Raw genomic sequence first — 16,874 nt, 5'->3', positions numbered from 1 at the left:
GTATGTTTAAAAGCACTTCGAGAATTCCGTAAGTCGCTTATTTTTATACTTTAATAAGATATATAGAAGATGTTTCTGTTTTTTTTAATCGATTTGTAATACTGATTCTTAACACTTGTTTCGCATTAGAATTGAAATAATAAAATCTGGGACTCTCCAAAAGCTGGAGACGATACCGAAGAGTCTAAACTGACTATGAGTTTACTTTTTAAATCCAAACGCTTTTAGAAATGAAGGCGTTTTTTTTATGTTTATCTTTACTCGAAATTAAAAGGCAATGCTCAAAATTGGACATCGTGGTGCTAAAGGATACGAACCGGAAAACACTCTTGTTTCGTTCCAAAAAGCATTAGACCTACATGTGGACGGTATTGAACTCGACGTGCATTTGAGTGCTGATGAAGAATTAATTGTTATTCACGATGAAACCATTGACCGTACGACCAATGGAAAAGGTTTTGTAAAAGTTTTATCTTTGCAAGAATTAAAGGCATTTCGAATAAATGGAAAGCACCAAATCCCTACGCTACAAGAGGTTTTTGATTTGGTAAACCAAGGCTGCCTGATCAATATTGAACTCAAAAGCTACGAAGCAACAGACAAAGTAGTCTCACTCATTGAAAAATATGTTGCTAAAAAAGGTTGGAAATATGATCGTTTTTTAATTTCCAGTTTTGATTGGAATGCGTTGCAGCAAGTGGCGTTTTTAAATGATAAAATTTCAATTGGCGTTTTAACGGAAACTGATTTAGACTTGGCTTTGGCTTTCGCCAAATTCATTCAGGCAAAATCCATCCATCCGCATTTTCATTTATTGACAAAAGAAAACACGGCGCAAATGCAAGAAAAAGGATTGCAGGTTTTCCCATGGACTATCAATGAATTAGAAGATATTCAAAAAATAAAAACATTCAACGTAAACGGAATCATCACCGATTTCCCAAATAGAATATGAATCAGAATTTTGATATAATAATAGTAGGCGGTGGCGCAGCAGGTTTTTTTACAGCGATAAATATTGTAGAAAAAAACCCAAAACTGAAAGTTGCCATTCTGGAGCGCGGTGCAGAGGTATTGCAAAAAGTTCGCATTTCCGGCGGCGGAAGATGCAACGTGACGCACGCTTGTTTTGAGCCAAATGAATTAGTGAAGTTTTATCCGCGTGGCGAAAAAGAATTACGAGGCCCTTTTCATCAGTTCTGTTCTGGCGATACGATTGAATGGTTTGAGAAACATGGTGTAGAATTAAAAATAGAAGGAGACGGACGCATGTTCCCGGTTTCGAATTCTTCACAAACTATTATTGATTGTTTTCTAACTGCCACACAAAAACTGGGTATTGCAGTACTTACAGGACAAAGTGTACAATCAATTTTCAAGAAAGAGAATGAATGGAAAATCGAAACCCAAACTGAAAATTATCTTGCCGAAAAACTGATTCTAGCTACTGGGAGTAATCCTAAAGTATGGGAAATGTTACAGAATTTTGGTCATGCAGTTGTCAGCCCGGTTCCTTCCTTATTCACTTTTAATATCAAAGATTCCAGAATAAAAGAATTACCCGGAGTTGCGGCGCAAGTAACCGTAAAAGTAAAAGACACCAAACTCAGCTCAACAGGACCGTTGTTAATTACCCATTGGGGAATGAGCGGACCGGCGATATTGAAACTCTCCGCTTGGGGAGCCCGCATCTTGCATGATAAAAATTATCAGTTCAATATTTTCGTGAATTGGTTGAACGATGCTGACAAAGAAGATGTCGAGAAAAAGCTAAAAGACTTAAAACAGGAACACGCGAAAAAATCAGTTTCCAAGAAATCTCCTTTCGAATTAACCAATAGATTATGGGAAAGTTTGGTGTTCGCTTCCGGAATTGAAGCGGAGACGAAATGGGCCGATTTGTCTAAAATTCAATTGACGAATCTTGCGAATCAATTAACGAATGGCACTTTTCAAGTGAATGGAAAAAGCACCTTTAAAGAAGAATTTGTGACGGCAGGCGGAATTGATTTAAAGGAAATCAACTTCAAAACTATGGAAAGCAAACTACACGAAAACCTATATTTTGCTGGTGAAATTGTTAATATTGATGCCATTACTGGAGGATTCAACTTTCAGAATGCGTGGACTAGTGGGTTTATTGTGGCGAGTGCTATATAATAATCAACGCTTTAACAGTGTGGAAGCCTAAAAGGGTAAAAAACTATCTATTCAACCACCAGATACTTCCATTCAAAACCGCTGCAAAACTTACCCAAGCCAAATACGGAATGAATAAATAGCCCGCAATTTTATTGATTTTTGAAAACTGAAGGTACGTTTCAAAGATCATCAACCACAATACAATAATTTCTAATCCGGCTAACATCGGGTTGTGTAATCCAAAGAATAAATACGACCACAAAGCATTCAGTGCTAATTGAATCGCAAAGAAAATCAACGCTTTTTTTACGGCTTCTTTTTCTACTTCTATTCTATCCCAAACTAATCCAGCCGCAACACCCATCATCACATATAGCATACTCCAGACTGGTGCAAAGATCCAATTGGGCGGATTAAAACTTGGTTTTATTAAGGTTGGATACCAAGTGGTAATGGCAGAACGAGTAACCGTACCAGAGAAATAACCAATCGCAAGACACGTAACAACAACAGCTAATATTCGGGTGATTTTATTCATTTTTATATTTTTCTAATGTGAGCCAAATTTACTCAAATCTTTGTAACGATTAACCAACTAAACGAATAAACAAATAACCCAAAAAAAGTATCTTTGCATAAATTTATACATTCATGATTTCAGCAAACGATTTTATCCCATCACAATATACACATTCGATTGAAGAAGGCAATTTTCAATGGAGCGCACCAAGCAATATTGCCCTTGTAAAATATTGGGGAAAAAAAGACAATCAAATTCCTGCAAATCCTTCGGTGAGTTTTACGTTGAACAATTGTAAAACAATTACGAAATTGGCTTTCACCAAAAAAAATACTTCAACTGCGCTAAACATAAAAGATGATTTTTCTTTTGACTTACTTTTTGAAGGACAACCAAAAGAAGATTTCAAACCAAAAATCCAAAAATTTCTGGAGCGAATAGAAATTTATTTACCTTTTTTGAAAGACTACCATTTTACGATTGACACGGAAAATACCTTCCCACATAGTTCCGGAATTGCTTCATCAGCATCTGGAATGGCAGCTTTGGCGATGAACTTAATGAGTTTAGAAAAAGCGCTAAATCCAGGAATGACTAAGGAGTATTTCTATCAAAAAGCGTCTTTGCTGGCACGTTTGGGTTCTGGAAGCGCTTGCAGAAGTGTAAAAGGACAAGTTGTAGTGTGGGGAAATCATGCAAATATCTCCGGAAGTTCGGATTTATTTGGCGTGGAATTTCCAAATGCAATTCATGCTAATTTCAAGAATTTTCAAGACACTATTTTGCTGGTTGACAAAGGAGAAAAGCAAGTTTCAAGTACCATTGGACATGATTTAATGCACAACCATCCTTTTGCCGAAAGGCGGTTTGCACAGGCGCACGAAAATTTAGACCAATTAATTTCAATTTTCGAAAGTGGAAATCTGGACGAATTCATCAAAATTGTAGAGCGCGAAGCCTTGACGTTACATGCCATGATGATGACTTCGATGCCTTATTTTATATTGATGAAACCAAATACGTTGGAGATTATAAATGCGATTTGGAAATTTAGAAATGAGACTACAATTCCGGTTTGTTTTACGCTGGATGCCGGAGCAAATGTGCATGTTTTATATCCTGAGAATGTTGCCGAAAAAGTTTTACAATTTATTCAGCACGAATTAGTTGGCTATTGTCAAAATGGTCAGTACATTTGTGACGAAATTGGAAATGGAGCGGTATTGCTTTAATTTATTTATTTTTCACTATCTTTAATTTTTAAAGACCTGAAAACATGGACATTCAATCCGAGAAATTAGAATTGATAAAAATGTTGTTAGAAACTGACGACACAGCCATAATTGAAGCTGTGAAAAACATTTTCAAATCACAAAAAAAAGAGGTTTGGAAAAATTTATCACCTGAACAACAAGAAGAAATTGACCTTGAAATTCAGGAAGCGAATCGTGGCGATCAAGTTGATTTATAAAACAGCACATTAAAAAATGCCTAATTGCCAACCCCCAAATTGTTAATTTACAACACCATATGAAAGGACCTTTATTTTACTCAAAAATACTACTCTTTGGAGAATACGGAATAATTCGTGACTCAAAAGGGCTTTCAATTCCATATAATTTTTATAATGGTGCGCTCAAAAGAGACGGAAATTCGTCTGAAGAAGCGGTAAAATCAAATGGGAATTTAAGGCGTTTTGTTATCTATCTAGACACTTTACAAGACGAACACCCCAATCTGGTTACTTTTGATTTAGACCTCTTGAAAAATGATGTGGAAGCCGGAATGTATTTTGATTCCAGTATTCCTCAGGGTTATGGCGTAGGTAGCAGTGGTGCACTTGTAGCCGCTATTTATGATAAATATGCTCAAAATAAAATTACGGTTCTGGAAAATTTGACTCGTGAAAAATTATTGCAGCTAAAAAATATATTTTCTCAAATGGAGAGTTTTTTCCACGGAAAAAGTTCTGGATTAGATCCTTTGAACAGTTATTTGAGTATCCCTATTTTAATCAATTCTAAAGATAACATTCAAGCAACCGGAATTCCAAATCAAAGCTTTGACGGCAAAGGAGCCGTATTTTTGTTAGATTCTGGAATTGTGGGCGAAACCGCTCCCATGGTGAATATTTTCATGGAAAACCTGAAAGACAAAGGATTCCGCGCCATGTTGAAAAATCAATTTGTAAAATATACAGATGCCTGCGTTGAAAATTTCCTGGGCGGAGACATGAAATCATTGTTCATGAATACCAAGAAACTATCTAAAGTGGTCTTGAATAACTTTAAACCAATGATTCCGGAACAATTTCACAGCATCTGGCAACAAGGAATTGACAGTAATGATTATTATTTGAAATTATGTGGTTCTGGTGGCGGTGGTTACATCTTAGGATTCACAGAAGATTTAGAAAAAGCCAAAATTTCCCTGAAAGAGTATAAACTAGAAGTCGTGTACCAGTTTTAAACATCCTCTCCCCAACCCTCTTCAAAGGAGAGGGAGAAGAAAACCTAAAATAGCACCCTTATTATTGGGAGCACATTCTTAAATAAATCTAAATGTTAAGCAGGCACCACAAACTTCTCCTAATGAAAATTGCAAGTTTGTTCTCTGTGGTTAGAGGCTATAACATTCCGGTTATTATCCTGGCACAATACCTCTCAGCCATATTTATTTTGGCTCCTGACACAAGAGCTTTGGCTATTTTACTCGATTTCAATTTATTTATCTTGGTTTTTGCTTCATCACTAACAATTGCTTCGGGATATATTATCAATAATTTTTATGACAGCCAAAAAGATTTAATCAATCGCCCTAACAAGTCCATGTTAGATCGATTAGTGAGTCAAAAAACAAAACTAAACGTCTATTTTACATTGAATTTCATAGTTGCCTTAATGGCTCTGTTTGTTTCTTGGCGTGCTTTTTTATTCTTTTCCCTATACATTTTCGTTATTTGGTTTTATTCCCATAAAATAAAAAAATACCCTATAATAGGAAATTTGACAGCGGCTTTACTTGCCGTGACCCCTTTTTTTGCCATACTATTGTATTACTACAATCAGATCCCGTTTGAAGAAATTGAAAATTACAAAAGACAGCTTGGAGTAATATTTGTGCATGCCTCTTTTTTGTTCTTATTGCTGCTGATTCGGGAAATGATTAAAGACCTAGAAAATCTGAAAGGCGATTTAATTACTGATTATAAAACGATTCCCATTGTTTATGGAGAAGAAATTTCAAAAAAAATCATAACCTTTTTGACACTCCTTACCGTTTTCCCCGTTTATGTTTTAATCGAAATTTACGATGTGGGATATATGGATATTTATTTTTATTCCTCGCTCATAATCCTTATTTTATCCTTGCTTTACTTGTGGAAATCAAATGCTAAACCACAATTCCTATTGCTTCATAATGTCCTGAAATTTTTAATTGTCTCTGGAGTATTTTGTATTGTACTGATTGATCCGAGTGTTTTATGGCACGGCAAAAGATTGCTGATGATGCTTTAGACTATCCCTTTTTAAGAATTACTAAAAAAAACCTCTATCATCAGGCTAGGCATTCTCTTGAAATAGAAAAAGGGTTCCTACTATAAAATTAGAAAATCACAACCATTTATTAATTTGATTTTTAATTTTATGTATTCAATAAAAACAAAAAAAGAGCAGTTTTTATGCTATGGGGCATTGTACAAACCCTTTTTCGGGTTCATTTCATTGCTAAACGTGATTCCGCAGGATTGCTATAATACGTTCTACAGTTTTCTTGTTGACTCCCTTTCTTTCAATTTTGTCTTAATGACAACCGTTTCATAGGGAATGTGTTCTTCTTTAGATTCCAGTCGATCAATAAGTAGTTTAGCAGCAACTTCGCCTATTTCTATGCCATGCTGACTGACCGTGGTCAAACTGGGAGACAACCTACGGGAGGCGAGTATACCATCTGCAAAACCTATGATAGAAAGTGCTTCGGGAATTTTATATCCTTTTTTGAGTCCAATTCTCAAAGCAGCTACGGAGTCATTTTCGTCCAAAGCAAAAATCCCGTCAATTGTATTGGTATCAAAAATATTTTCTATGAGATTATTTAGATTTTCATCACAATCAGTTCTCAAAATTATAGCCTTATTAATGGGTATATTGTTGACTTCTAAGGCTTTAATATAGCCGGCAGCACGCAATTTCCCGACACTCAAATTATCAACTGAAGAAAACAGCGCTATGTTTTTGCACCCTAAATCAATTAAATGTTGGGTAGAATCTAGGGCCGAATCAAAATCATCTACAATAACTTTGTCACAATCAACGCCATCCGCAATTCGATCAAACATCACAATAGGAGTTCCATCATTAATGATTGCCGAAAAATGACTGTATTCCTGATTTTTTTGAGCCTCTTCAGAAACCGAAACAATAAATCCGTCGATAGTACCATTGCTGAGCATCTCCAAAGTATGCGCTTCTTTATCCAAAGATTCATTTGAAATACACATAATCACATTGTATCCTTTTTCATCAGCCACTTTCTCGATACCACTAAATACTTTGGCAAAGAAAGAATTCAAAATATTAGGAATAATCACCCCAATGGTTCTTGTTTTCCTGTTTTTTAGGTTCAAACCAATTACGTTAGGTTTGTAATTTTTTAGCTTTGCGTATTCTTTTATTTTTATTTTAGTTAACTCACTAATTTCCGGACTATCATTAAGTGCTTTTGAAACTGTAGAAACAGAAACATTCAGTTCTTTTGCGATTTGTTTTAGTGTAGCTCTGGCTTTCATAAAAAAATGTTTATTGTAATTAATAAAGAAAAAAGGGACAAGATGTAAATAAATAGAATATTAACAATTAGATCGACAAAAATAGCGATTATAATATAAAAATTGGCTCTGAAAAATGAGGAATATTCAATAAATTTACATAAAAATTCACAACAAAACAATCTATCGACGGTTTCGATTAATTCTAAATTCATTGCCGGAAAAATATTTCAAATATACATTTGATAATCAGCACTAAAACAAGAAAAAAATAATCTTTTAAGGTATTTGTATTTAAAATAATTAATTGTACTTTTGCAACCCCTTTATTGGGGATGGAATGTTTAATTAAAATAATATTATGGACGCATTAAGCTACAAGACACAATCAGCAAGCAAAGCCACCGTTACAAAAGAGTGGATTGTTGTAGATGCTGATGGGCATAACTTAGGTCGTATGGCTTCGAAGATCGCAATGATCCTTAGAGGTAAGTACAAAGCAAGTTATACGCCACACGTTGACTGTGGAGATAACGTAATTGTTATCAACTCAGAAAAAATCAACCTTACAGGGAACAAGATGAAAGAAAAAACTTACATCCGTCACACTGGTTATCCTGGAGGACAAAGAACTTTAACTGCTGAAGTATTGCAATCAAAAAACCCTGCATTACTAGTTGAAAAAGCAATAAAAGGAATGCTACCTAAAAACAAATTAGGTGCTGAACTTTTTAGAAATTTAAATGTTGTTGTAGGATCAGAGCACAAACAAGGCGCTCAAAAACCTAGAACAGTTAACCTTAACGATCTTAAGTAATGGGAGTTATTCACAAAATCGGTAGAAGAAAAACCGCTGTTGCACGTGTTTATGTTTCGGAAGGAACAGGAGTAATCACTGTAAACAAAAAAGCATTCGAAACATACTTCCCAACTGCAACGTTACAGTACAAAGTATTACAACCTATGTCTATGACAGAAAATGTAACAAATTTTGATGTAAAAGTGAACGTTTACGGAGGTGGTTCAACTGGACAAGCAGAAGCAGTAAGAATGGCATTGGCACGTGTTATGTGTGAAGTAAATGCTGAAAACAGAGCGATACTGAAACCAGAAGGTTTATTGACAAGAGATCCAAGAATGGTTGAACGTAAGAAATTCGGTCAGAAGAAAGCTCGTAAGAGATTCCAATTCTCTAAACGTTAATAGTACCTGTCTTGTATTATTTATACAAGACGTATTGATTATTAAATTTAAAAACAATGTTGTTGTTGTCCCGTTGAGACGGGAAATTAGTTTAGCATCTAAATGAAACCCAATTAAAAGATTGAATCTTTAAATTAAAAAGGAACATTGCTAATCAACAGAACGTAAACTAAACAAAAAATGTCAAACAAAGTAGAAGTAAAAGAATTACTAGAAGCAGGTGTACACTTCGGACACATGACTAGAAAATGGGATCCAAACATGGCCCCTTACATTTATATGGAGCGTAATGGTATACACATTATCAATCTTTATAAAACAGCAGCAAAAATTGAAGAAGCGAATGACGCTTTGAAAAAAATCGCTGCATCAGGTAGAAAAATATTATTCGTAGCTACCAAAAAACAAGCTAAAGACATCGTAGCTGAAAAAGCTAAAGCTGCAAACATGCCTTACATCACTGAAAGATGGCCTGGTGGAATGCTAACTAACTTCGTAACTATCCGTAAAGCTGTTAAAAAAATGGCAACTATTGATAAAATGAAGAAAGACGGTACTTTCATGACCCTTTCTAAAAAAGAACGTTTGCAAGTAGATCGTCTTCGTGCCAAATTAGAGAAAAACTTAGGTTCAATCGCTGACATGTCAAGACTACCAGCTGCATTGTTCGTAGTTGATATCAAAGCGGAACACATCGCAATAAAAGAAGCTCAAAAATTAAACATTCCAGTTTTCGCAATGGTGGATACCAATTCTGACCCAAGAGAGGTTGAATTTGTAATCCCATCTAACGATGATGCTTCTAAATCAATTGACAAAATCTTAACTTTAGTAACTGGTGCAATTATCGAAGGACTTTCTGATAGAGGATCTGACAAAGAAACTGATCTTCCTGTTGCTGCTGAAGTAGTTGTTCCTGTTACTGAAACAGTAGCTCCAACTCCTGCAACTGAAGAATAAAAATAAATTTAAAGATTGAAGAATTTAAAGATAAAAGTTATTGATTGTAAAATTGATAATGAACTCTTTAAATTTCTCAATCTTTTAATCTTTAAAATAAAAAAATTATGGCAACAATTACTGCTGCAGACGTAAATAAATTAAGAACAATCACTGGCGCAGGAATGATGGACTGCAAAAAAGCCTTGGTTGAAGCAGAAGGAGATTTTGATTTAGCTATCGAAAACTTACGTAAAAAAGGACAAAAAGTAGCCGCAAATCGTTCTGATAGAGAATCGACAGAAGGTGCTGCAATTGCTGTTGTTAACGCTAACAAAACTGCCGGAGTTGTGATCACATTAAACTGTGAAACTGACTTCGTAGGGATGAACGAAAACTTTGTAAAAATGGCTACTGAAATGGCTAATTTAGCATTGAACTTCAACACAAAAGAAGAATTTTTAGCGGCTGATTTCAATGGAATCACTGTTGCTGATAAATTAATCGAGCAAACTGGTGTTATCGGTGAAAAATTAGAAATCAGAACTTTCGAAAAATTAGAAGGTGCTTTTATCGGATCTTACATTCACTCCGGAAACAAAATTGCTACTTTAGTCGCGCTATCTGCAAATGTAGAAGGTGCTGAGGAAGTTTCAAGAAACGTATCGATGCAAGCAGCTGCAATGGCTCCAATTGCTTTAGACGAAACGGGTGTTGATGCTGACACAATCGCTAAAGAAATAGAAATTGCTAAAGATATCCTACGTCAAGAAGGAAAACCAGAAGCAATGTTAGACAATATCGCTAAAGGTAAACTAGCCCGTTTCTTTAAAGACAATACGTTAGTAAACCAAGATTATATCAAAGACAACAAAATGAGCGTTGCTGCTTATGTTAAATCTTTAGACAAAGATCTTATCGTTACCGGTTTTAAAAGAGCTGCGTTAGGATAATCATCCTAAAATGGTTTTAGAATCTCTAAATTTATTTTAGAAGTTTTCTAACCTCAATATAAAATCCCATTTTGTTCTAAAACAAGATGGGATTTTTTTTGTTTGAAAAAAAATTAAAACACTAAATTTGAAATTTAATTTTTATTTATGTTCAAAACCAAAAAAGAACTTGTATTCGTTACTCTCGCCGGAATATTCATTACTAACGCCGTTACTGCTGAACTCATCGGTGGGAAACTGATACAAATAGGTCCCTTTGTAATGAGTATCGGCATTTTACCTTGGCCTATTGTTTTCCTGACTACTGATTTAATCAATGAATACTTTGGAGAAAAAGGAGTAAAAAATTATCTTTAATTACCGATTTTTTAATTACTTATGCGTTCAACCTCTTGTTTTTATCCATAAATACTCCCGTGGCAAAAGGGATAATCCCGGTAAATGACGAACAGTTTTTGGCAGTTTTTGGCCAAAGCATGTGGATTATTGTGGGAAGCATCATCGCCTTCTTAGTTTCTCAATTGATAGACGTAACTGTTTTTTGGTTTTTCAAAAACCGTACATGAAATAAAAAAATCTGGCTCAGAGAAACAGGTTTCAAAAGAGCTGCGTTAGGATAAATTGATTTTTTGATTTCAGATTATAATATTTGAACTCAGATTTATATACAACCTATTTCAAAGAGATTTGAAATGGGTTTTTTTATCGGATTCATTCATTCAAAAAGAACTCTTAAACATATTAGATTATAAAAAGCTGAACTTCATGCAGTGTCCATTAACCACTAACAATTTAAATTAAAATAGCTTATAAATACAAAACGAAAATTCCTACCTAAAAACGCGCATCGTAAAAATTTAACATAAAACGACCATCACCTAAAATTATTTATATTTTTACCGAAAACGTTATCGTTACCTTATTTTTTTAATACTTTTAACTTTTTAAACCAAAAACTCAAATTTATGAAGAATTTATTTATCGCATCCCTAGTCTTGTTCGCATTTTTCTCTTGTACTGATGAAAATTTAAACCCAACAGAAGTAGTACAAAATAAGGTACAACCAAGTTATGTTGCGAACCAACTACTTATTAAATTTAAACCTACAGAAACTGGAGCTAAAACATCAACAAACATTTTATCTCTAATTGGAGGAACTACAGTAGAAGTTATTAACACTAATTCTATGAAAACTTCCACTGCTAAAACAAACACTACAGGTGGAAAAATTTTATTGGTAAATTCAAAGTTAGGCACAATGGAAGCTATTGAGCTTATTAAAGATTTACAAGGAGTAGAGTATGCAGAGCCAAACTGGATATACAATCATTTTGCAGTTTCAAATGACACTTATTATACTAATGGTTCACTTTGGGGCATGTATGGATCTACAACTTCTCCATCGAATCAGTTTGGTTCGCAAGCCGCAGCTGCTTGGGCAAACAATAAGTTAGGATCAGCTACTGTGTATATCGGTATTATTGACGAAGGTTACATGTATACTCATGAAGATCTAGCAGCCAATGCAGGTAAAAACCCAGGTGAAATAGATGGAAATGGTATAGATGATGATAGCAATGGCCTTGTTGACGATGTGTATGGCTATGATTTTGCCGCAAACGATAATACTGTTTTTGACGGAGTTGACGATGACCACGGAACACATGTTGCCGGTACTATTGGTGCTGTAGGAGGTAATGGAAAAGGTGTTGCTGGTGTTGTATGGAATGTAAAAATGATAAACGCTAAATTTTTAGGTGGAACAGGCGGAACATTAGCAAATGCAATTAAAGCAATTGACTATTTCACTGATCTAAAAACAAGACATGGCTTAAACATTGTAGCTACTAATAACTCTTGGGGAGGAGGAGGATTCTCACAAGGTCTTCAGGATGCAATTGAGAGAGCCAATACTGCTGGAATACTGTTCATTGCTGCTGCAGGGAATAGTGGAACTGACAATGACACCACACCAAGTTATCCTGCAAGTTATCCTAACGCAAATGTAATCGCCGTTGCATCAATTACCAATACAGGAGCTCTATCAAGTTTCTCTCAATTTGGCGCTACCTCTGTTGATTTAGGCGCTCCTGGTTCAGGAATATGGTCAACAGTACCTGCAAGATCTAAAGGTAAGTTTGTATCTAGCTATGCTAGTTATAACGGAACTTCAATGGCAACTCCACATGTGTCAGGAGCGGCTGCATTATACGCATCTTTGAATCCTGGTGCAACAGCTGCACAAATTAAAGCAGCACTATTGAACAGTGCTACTCCTACTTCCTCTTTATCTGGAAAATGTTTAACAGGAGGTAGATTGAATGTAAGCGGATTTTAATCCAATTAAAACTAATTAAACAAAGGAGTCCACAAGTTGGGCTCTTTTTTTTATGGTCATATTTTTTTTCAATACCGTTCAAAAAATCCATATTTTTAAAATATCCTAAGTAGAGGATGAATAGCAAAAGCTATGTTAGATAAAACTGCTAAGCACAAATTGACTTATTTAATGTAAAAATTTGAACTTAATAATCGGAAAAATATCTCTAGCCAAAATATTAAAGTTACATGATTCTTCTTTTTTACTAAATTAATTAAACGATTTTATTCAATAAAAATGAAAAAAAATAGAATCATGTTTAGAATAAATTCACATCGAAAACAACAATACAAATTAATACTTTTCAATTAAAACACTAAATTTGAATATTAATTGTTTTTTATGTTCAAAACCAAAAAAGAATTTGTATTTGTTATTCTTGCCGGAATCTTTATCACTAATGCCGTTACGGCAGAACTCATCGGTGGGAAATTGATACAAATAGGTCCGTTTGTAATGAGCATCGGCATTTTGCCTTGGCCTATTGTTTTCCTGACTACTGATTTAATCAATGAATACTTTGGAGAAAAAGGAGTAAAGAAATTGTCCTTAATCACTGCCGGTTTAATCGCCTACTCTTTCCTTGTTTTACTTTTCGCGATCAATATACCCGCCGCAAAAGGAATCAGTCCAGTCAATGATGAGCAGTTTTTTGCCGTTTTTGGACAAAGCATGTGGATCATAGTGGGAAGTATCATTGCGTTCCTAGTTTCTCAATTGATAGATGTAACCGTTTTTTGGTTTTTCAAAAACCGTACAGGAAACAAAAAAATATGGCTCAGAGCTACGGGTTCTACTATCATTTCGCAATTATTCGATTCTTTTATTGTGTTGGGAATTGCTTTTTGGTTGCCCGGCAAAATAAACTTTGACGTTTTTCTAACCTCCGCCTTGACAGGATATACCTTCAAACTTGGAATTGCCATTCTCTTGACTCCTTTAATTTACTTGGGCCACTACATTATAAAAAACTATTTAGCGGCAGAAAAAGAATAATTATGGATAAAAAAACAAGATGTGGTTGGTGCACTTCCAGCGATTTATACAAAAAATACCACGACGAAGAATGGGGCGTTCCAGTATATAAGGACCAAAAATTATTTGAATTTCTAATCTTAGAAACTTTCCAAGCCGGACTAAGTTGGATTACAATCCTAAAAAAGAGAGAAAATTTCCAATTGGCTTTTGATGATTTTGACTATAAAAAAATAGCATTTTATACCGAAAATAAAATTCAGGAATTACTCCTTGATGCAGGAATTATTCGCAATCAGTTAAAAATTCGCGCAGCAGTTTCTAATGCTACTGCCTTTATGAAAGTACAAGAGGAATTTGGCGGTTTTTCAAAATATATTTGGGAATTTACTGGAGGAAAACCCATTCAAAACAACCGACAATCTTTACAAGAAGTTCCGGCTACTACTCCGCTTTCAGATACAATAAGTAAGGATTTAAAAAAACGCGGATTCAAATTCGTCGGTTCAACGGTAGTTTATGCACTCCTGCAAGCCACCGGAATGGTTGATGATCACGTTGCAGATTGCTGGAAAAAACAGTAGTGAGTAATCCGTTTTCGACAGTTAAATTATCAAATAAAACTTTAAATCCGAAACTTTAATCAAAAAAACAATTACATTTGTTTCACACTTTAGGGGTGTCTACAACATTGTAGGCTGAGAATTACCCTCTGAACCTGATCTAGTTCATACTAGCGTAGGGAAAAGTAAGATGACTTCCTAGTACATTTATGTACTCTTGTAGCCATTCCTAAAGTATAACTGTATACTAAATTCAAAAGGAATGGAACTCAAAATCAACAATCAAACGAAACAATTTGCAACTGACAGTCTTACTGTTCAGGCACTTCTTGACTTGGAAATTCCCATAAAACAAAACGGAATTGCCGTAGCCATAAACAATAGTATAATTCCAAAATCCAACTGGAATTCCCACATCATACAAGAAACCGATAACATTCTCATCATCTCTGCAACTCAAGGAGGATAACCATTTTAATTTAAAGATTGAAAGATTTATCAAATCCACTCTTCAATCTTTCAATTTTTTAATACTTAAATCTTTCAATAAAAAAAATATGAAATACGAAGAAAAAATATCAACCACTCCTTTTCCTAATTCTACAAAAATTTATGTAGATGGAACCATTCATCCCATAAAAGTAGCGATGCGAGAAATTGCATTGACTGACACTAAAATGTCAAATGGCAGAATAGAAAAAAACCCGCCTGTAACCGTTTATGACACTTCGGGCCCATTTACCGACCCAAATATCGAAATTGACATTCGAAAAGGACTGCCCCGCATTCGTGAACAATGGATTCTGGATCGTAATGATGTCGAAGAATTAAGTGAAACCTCTTCCGAATACGGGAAAAAGCGTTTGAATGACGAAAAACTAAACGAATTGCGTTTCGAATATTTGCACAAACCTAAGCGTGCCAAAAAAGGAGCCAACGTTTCCCAATTGTATTATGCAAAACAAGGAATCATTACTCCAGAAATGGAATACATAGCCATTCGTGAAAACCAACGCTTGGAGTTGATAAACGAACAAACCAAAGCCATGCAACACCAACACGAAGGAAATAGTTGGGGCGCAAACACTCCCTCTCCTTCGGGCCGGGCTGGGGTGGGGAAAATCACCCCTGAATTTGTCCGAAGCGAAGTAGCCAGAGGACGTGCCATTATTCCAAATAACATCAACCACCCAGAAAGTGAGCCTATGATTGTAGGTCGTAACTTCTTAGTGAAAATTAATGCTAACATTGGCAACAGCGCCGTAACCTCAACAATCGAAGAAGAAATAGAAAAAGCAGTTTGGGCATGCCGCTGGGGAGCTGACACGATTATGGATTTATCAACCGGTAAAAACATTCACGAAACCAGAGAATGGATTATCCGAAATTCTCCTGTGCCAATTGGAACCGTGCCTATTTACCAAGCTTTGGAAAAAGTAAATGGCGTGGCCGAAGATCTCACTTGGGAAGTTTATCGTGATACGCTAATCGAACAAGCGGAACAAGGGGTTTCCTATTTTACCATCCATGCCGGTGTTTTATTGCGCTACATCCATTTGACTGCTGAACGTGTTACCGGTATTGTTTCCCGTGGAGGCTCTATCATGGCAAAATGGTGTTTGTTTCACCATAAAGAAAACTTTCTTTACACCCATTTTGAAGACATTTGCGAAATTATGAAACAATATGATGTAGCGTTTTCATTAGGAGATGGGTTACGTCCCGGTTCTATTGCCGATGCGAATGATGCCGCTCAGTTTGCAGAGCTGGAAACACTTGGCGAACTGACAAAAATCGCCTGGAAACACGATGTTCAGGTATTTATTGAAGGCCCTGGCCACGTACCCATGCACATGATTAAGGAAAACATGGACAAACAATTAGAGCACTGTGATGAAGCTCCTTTTTATACTTTAGGACCATTAACTACTGATATTGCTCCAGGTTATGATCACATCACCTCTGCCATTGGCGCGGCTATGATTGGCTGGTATGGTTGTGCGATGTTATGCTACGTGACACCAAAAGAACACCTTGGTTTACCCAACAAAAAAGACGTTAAAGACGGCGTAATCACGTATAAGATTTCGGCTCATGCTGCTGATTTGGCCAAAGGGCATCCCGGATCGCAATACCGTGACAATGCCTTGAGCAAAGCCCGTTTTGAATTCCGTTGGCAAGACCAATTCAACTTATCCCTAGATCCCGATACAGCTCGTGAATTTCATGATGAAACATTACCGGCGGATGGCGCCAAAGTAGCTCATTTTTGTTCGATGTGTGGCCCCAAATTTTGTTCTATGAAAATCTCCCAGGAAATTCGCGATGTAGCTGAAGCCGAAAAAGGCATGAAAGAAAAATCAAAAGAATTTGTAGAAAGCGGCAAAGAAATTTACTTATAAGACTGTAGAAGAAAGAGGAAAGAAAAAA

General features: G+C 35.6%; 17 protein-coding genes, 1 pseudogene and 1 riboswitch. Of the genes and pseudogenes, 16 read left to right on the top strand and 2 right to left on the bottom strand.

Translation table 11 applies throughout. The annotated features are described in order from the left end of the window. Window positions 1-277: 277 nt before the first annotated feature. Together EKL98_RS00365 and EKL98_RS00360 are read left to right on the top strand one after the other, a co-directional pair. Window positions 278-955 (top strand): glycerophosphodiester phosphodiesterase, encoded by a 678-nt coding sequence (locus EKL98_RS00365; RefSeq protein WP_126458244.1) that lies wholly within the window; start codon window positions 278-280, stop codon window positions 953-955. After that, entirely contained in the window at window positions 952-2,160 is a 1,209-nt protein-coding gene (locus EKL98_RS00360) for a BaiN/RdsA family NAD(P)/FAD-dependent oxidoreductase (RefSeq protein WP_126458247.1), read from the top strand. Before EKL98_RS00365 ends, EKL98_RS00360 begins: the two co-directional genes overlap by 4 nt. Before the next feature lie 43 nt (window positions 2,161-2,203). On the opposite strand, the gene EKL98_RS00355 is transcribed toward EKL98_RS00360, so the two are convergent. Beyond that, window positions 2,204-2,680, bottom strand: coding sequence for a TspO/MBR family protein (locus tag EKL98_RS00355; RefSeq protein ID WP_126561263.1), 477 nt, complete (start codon window positions 2,678-2,680; stop codon window positions 2,204-2,206). Between the two features lie 113 nt (window positions 2,681-2,793). Between EKL98_RS00355 and EKL98_RS00350 the strand changes: the two genes are divergently transcribed. The 4 genes from EKL98_RS00350 to EKL98_RS00335 all read left to right on the top strand — a co-directional run bounded on the left by EKL98_RS00350 (window position 2,794) and on the right by EKL98_RS00335 (window position 6,180). Next, complete coding sequence (locus EKL98_RS00350; protein ID WP_126561262.1) at window positions 2,794-3,894, top strand: diphosphomevalonate/mevalonate 3,5-bisphosphate decarboxylase family protein; 1,101 nt, start codon at window positions 2,794-2,796, stop codon at window positions 3,892-3,894. A 44-nt stretch (window positions 3,895-3,938) separates the two neighbouring features. Further along, complete coding sequence (locus EKL98_RS00345) at window positions 3,939-4,133, top strand: hypothetical protein (protein ID WP_126458256.1); 195 nt, start codon at window positions 3,939-3,941, stop codon at window positions 4,131-4,133. A 59-nt stretch (window positions 4,134-4,192) separates the two neighbouring features. Next, window positions 4,193-5,131 (top strand): mevalonate kinase family protein, encoded by a 939-nt coding sequence (locus tag EKL98_RS00340; RefSeq protein WP_126458259.1) that lies wholly within the window; start codon window positions 4,193-4,195, stop codon window positions 5,129-5,131. 92 nt (window positions 5,132-5,223) lie between these two features. Continuing rightward, window positions 5,224-6,180 (top strand): geranylgeranylglycerol-phosphate geranylgeranyltransferase, encoded by a 957-nt coding sequence (locus tag EKL98_RS00335; protein ID WP_126458262.1) that lies wholly within the window; start codon window positions 5,224-5,226, stop codon window positions 6,178-6,180. A 245-nt stretch (window positions 6,181-6,425) separates the two neighbouring features. Here EKL98_RS00335 and EKL98_RS00330 read toward each other — a convergent pair whose 3' ends face one another. Next, a complete protein-coding gene (locus EKL98_RS00330) occupies window positions 6,426-7,451 on the bottom strand; it encodes a LacI family DNA-binding transcriptional regulator (protein WP_126458265.1) in 1,026 nt (341 codons plus the stop codon). A gap of 340 nt (window positions 7,452-7,791) precedes the next feature. Here EKL98_RS00330 and rplM point away from each other — a divergent pair, with 340 nt between their 5' ends. The 10 genes and pseudogenes from rplM (at window position 7,792) to thiC (ending at window position 16,846) form a co-directional block, all read left to right on the top strand. Beyond that, the gene (gene rplM, locus EKL98_RS00325) at window positions 7,792-8,247 is read left to right on the top strand and encodes a 50S ribosomal protein L13 (RefSeq protein WP_066080505.1); all 456 of its coding nucleotides are present in this window, start codon (window positions 7,792-7,794) and stop codon (window positions 8,245-8,247) included. Then, complete coding sequence (rpsI, locus tag EKL98_RS00320; protein ID WP_126453913.1) at window positions 8,247-8,633, top strand: 30S ribosomal protein S9; 387 nt, start codon at window positions 8,247-8,249, stop codon at window positions 8,631-8,633. Before rplM ends, rpsI begins: the two co-directional genes overlap by 1 nt. A gap of 180 nt (window positions 8,634-8,813) precedes the next feature. Beyond that, window positions 8,814-9,593 carry a 30S ribosomal protein S2 gene (gene rpsB / locus EKL98_RS00315; protein WP_126561261.1) on the top strand — a complete coding sequence of 260 codons (780 nt, stop codon included), beginning with the start codon at window positions 8,814-8,816 and terminating at the stop codon, window positions 9,591-9,593. Window positions 9,594-9,700: 107 nt separating this feature from the next. Next, on the top strand, window positions 9,701-10,525 hold the full coding sequence (gene tsf, locus EKL98_RS00310; RefSeq protein ID WP_126561260.1) for a translation elongation factor Ts: 825 nt from the start codon (window positions 9,701-9,703) through the stop codon (window positions 10,523-10,525). 147 nt (window positions 10,526-10,672) lie between these two features. Continuing rightward, a pseudogene (locus tag EKL98_RS00305) lies at window positions 10,673-11,088 on the top strand (queuosine precursor transporter); the annotation flags it as partial. Window positions 11,089-11,490: 402 nt separating this feature from the next. After that, window positions 11,491-12,864 carry a S8 family peptidase gene (locus tag EKL98_RS00300; protein WP_126458274.1) on the top strand — a complete coding sequence of 458 codons (1,374 nt, stop codon included), beginning with the start codon at window positions 11,491-11,493 and terminating at the stop codon, window positions 12,862-12,864. A 384-nt stretch (window positions 12,865-13,248) separates the two neighbouring features. After that, entirely contained in the window at window positions 13,249-13,902 is a 654-nt protein-coding gene (locus tag EKL98_RS00295) for a queuosine precursor transporter (protein WP_126561259.1), read from the top strand. 2 nt (window positions 13,903-13,904) lie between these two features. Further along, on the top strand, window positions 13,905-14,465 hold the full coding sequence (locus EKL98_RS00290; RefSeq protein ID WP_126561258.1) for a DNA-3-methyladenine glycosylase I: 561 nt from the start codon (window positions 13,905-13,907) through the stop codon (window positions 14,463-14,465). Window positions 14,466-14,546: 81 nt separating this feature from the next. Beyond that, window positions 14,547-14,643: riboswitch (TPP riboswitch) on the top strand. 63 nt (window positions 14,644-14,706) lie between these two features. Then, a complete protein-coding gene (gene thiS / locus EKL98_RS00285; protein WP_126458283.1) occupies window positions 14,707-14,913 on the top strand; it encodes a sulfur carrier protein ThiS in 207 nt (68 codons plus the stop codon). 88 nt (window positions 14,914-15,001) lie between these two features. Further along, window positions 15,002-16,846 (top strand): phosphomethylpyrimidine synthase ThiC, encoded by a 1,845-nt coding sequence (thiC, locus tag EKL98_RS00280; protein ID WP_126561257.1) that lies wholly within the window; start codon window positions 15,002-15,004, stop codon window positions 16,844-16,846. Window positions 16,847-16,874 lie beyond the last annotated feature (28 nt).

Source organism: Flavobacterium bomense (assembly GCF_003970355.1).
Note: the sequence above shows the minus strand (reverse complement) of the source record. Positions and strands in the feature narration are given on the sequence as shown.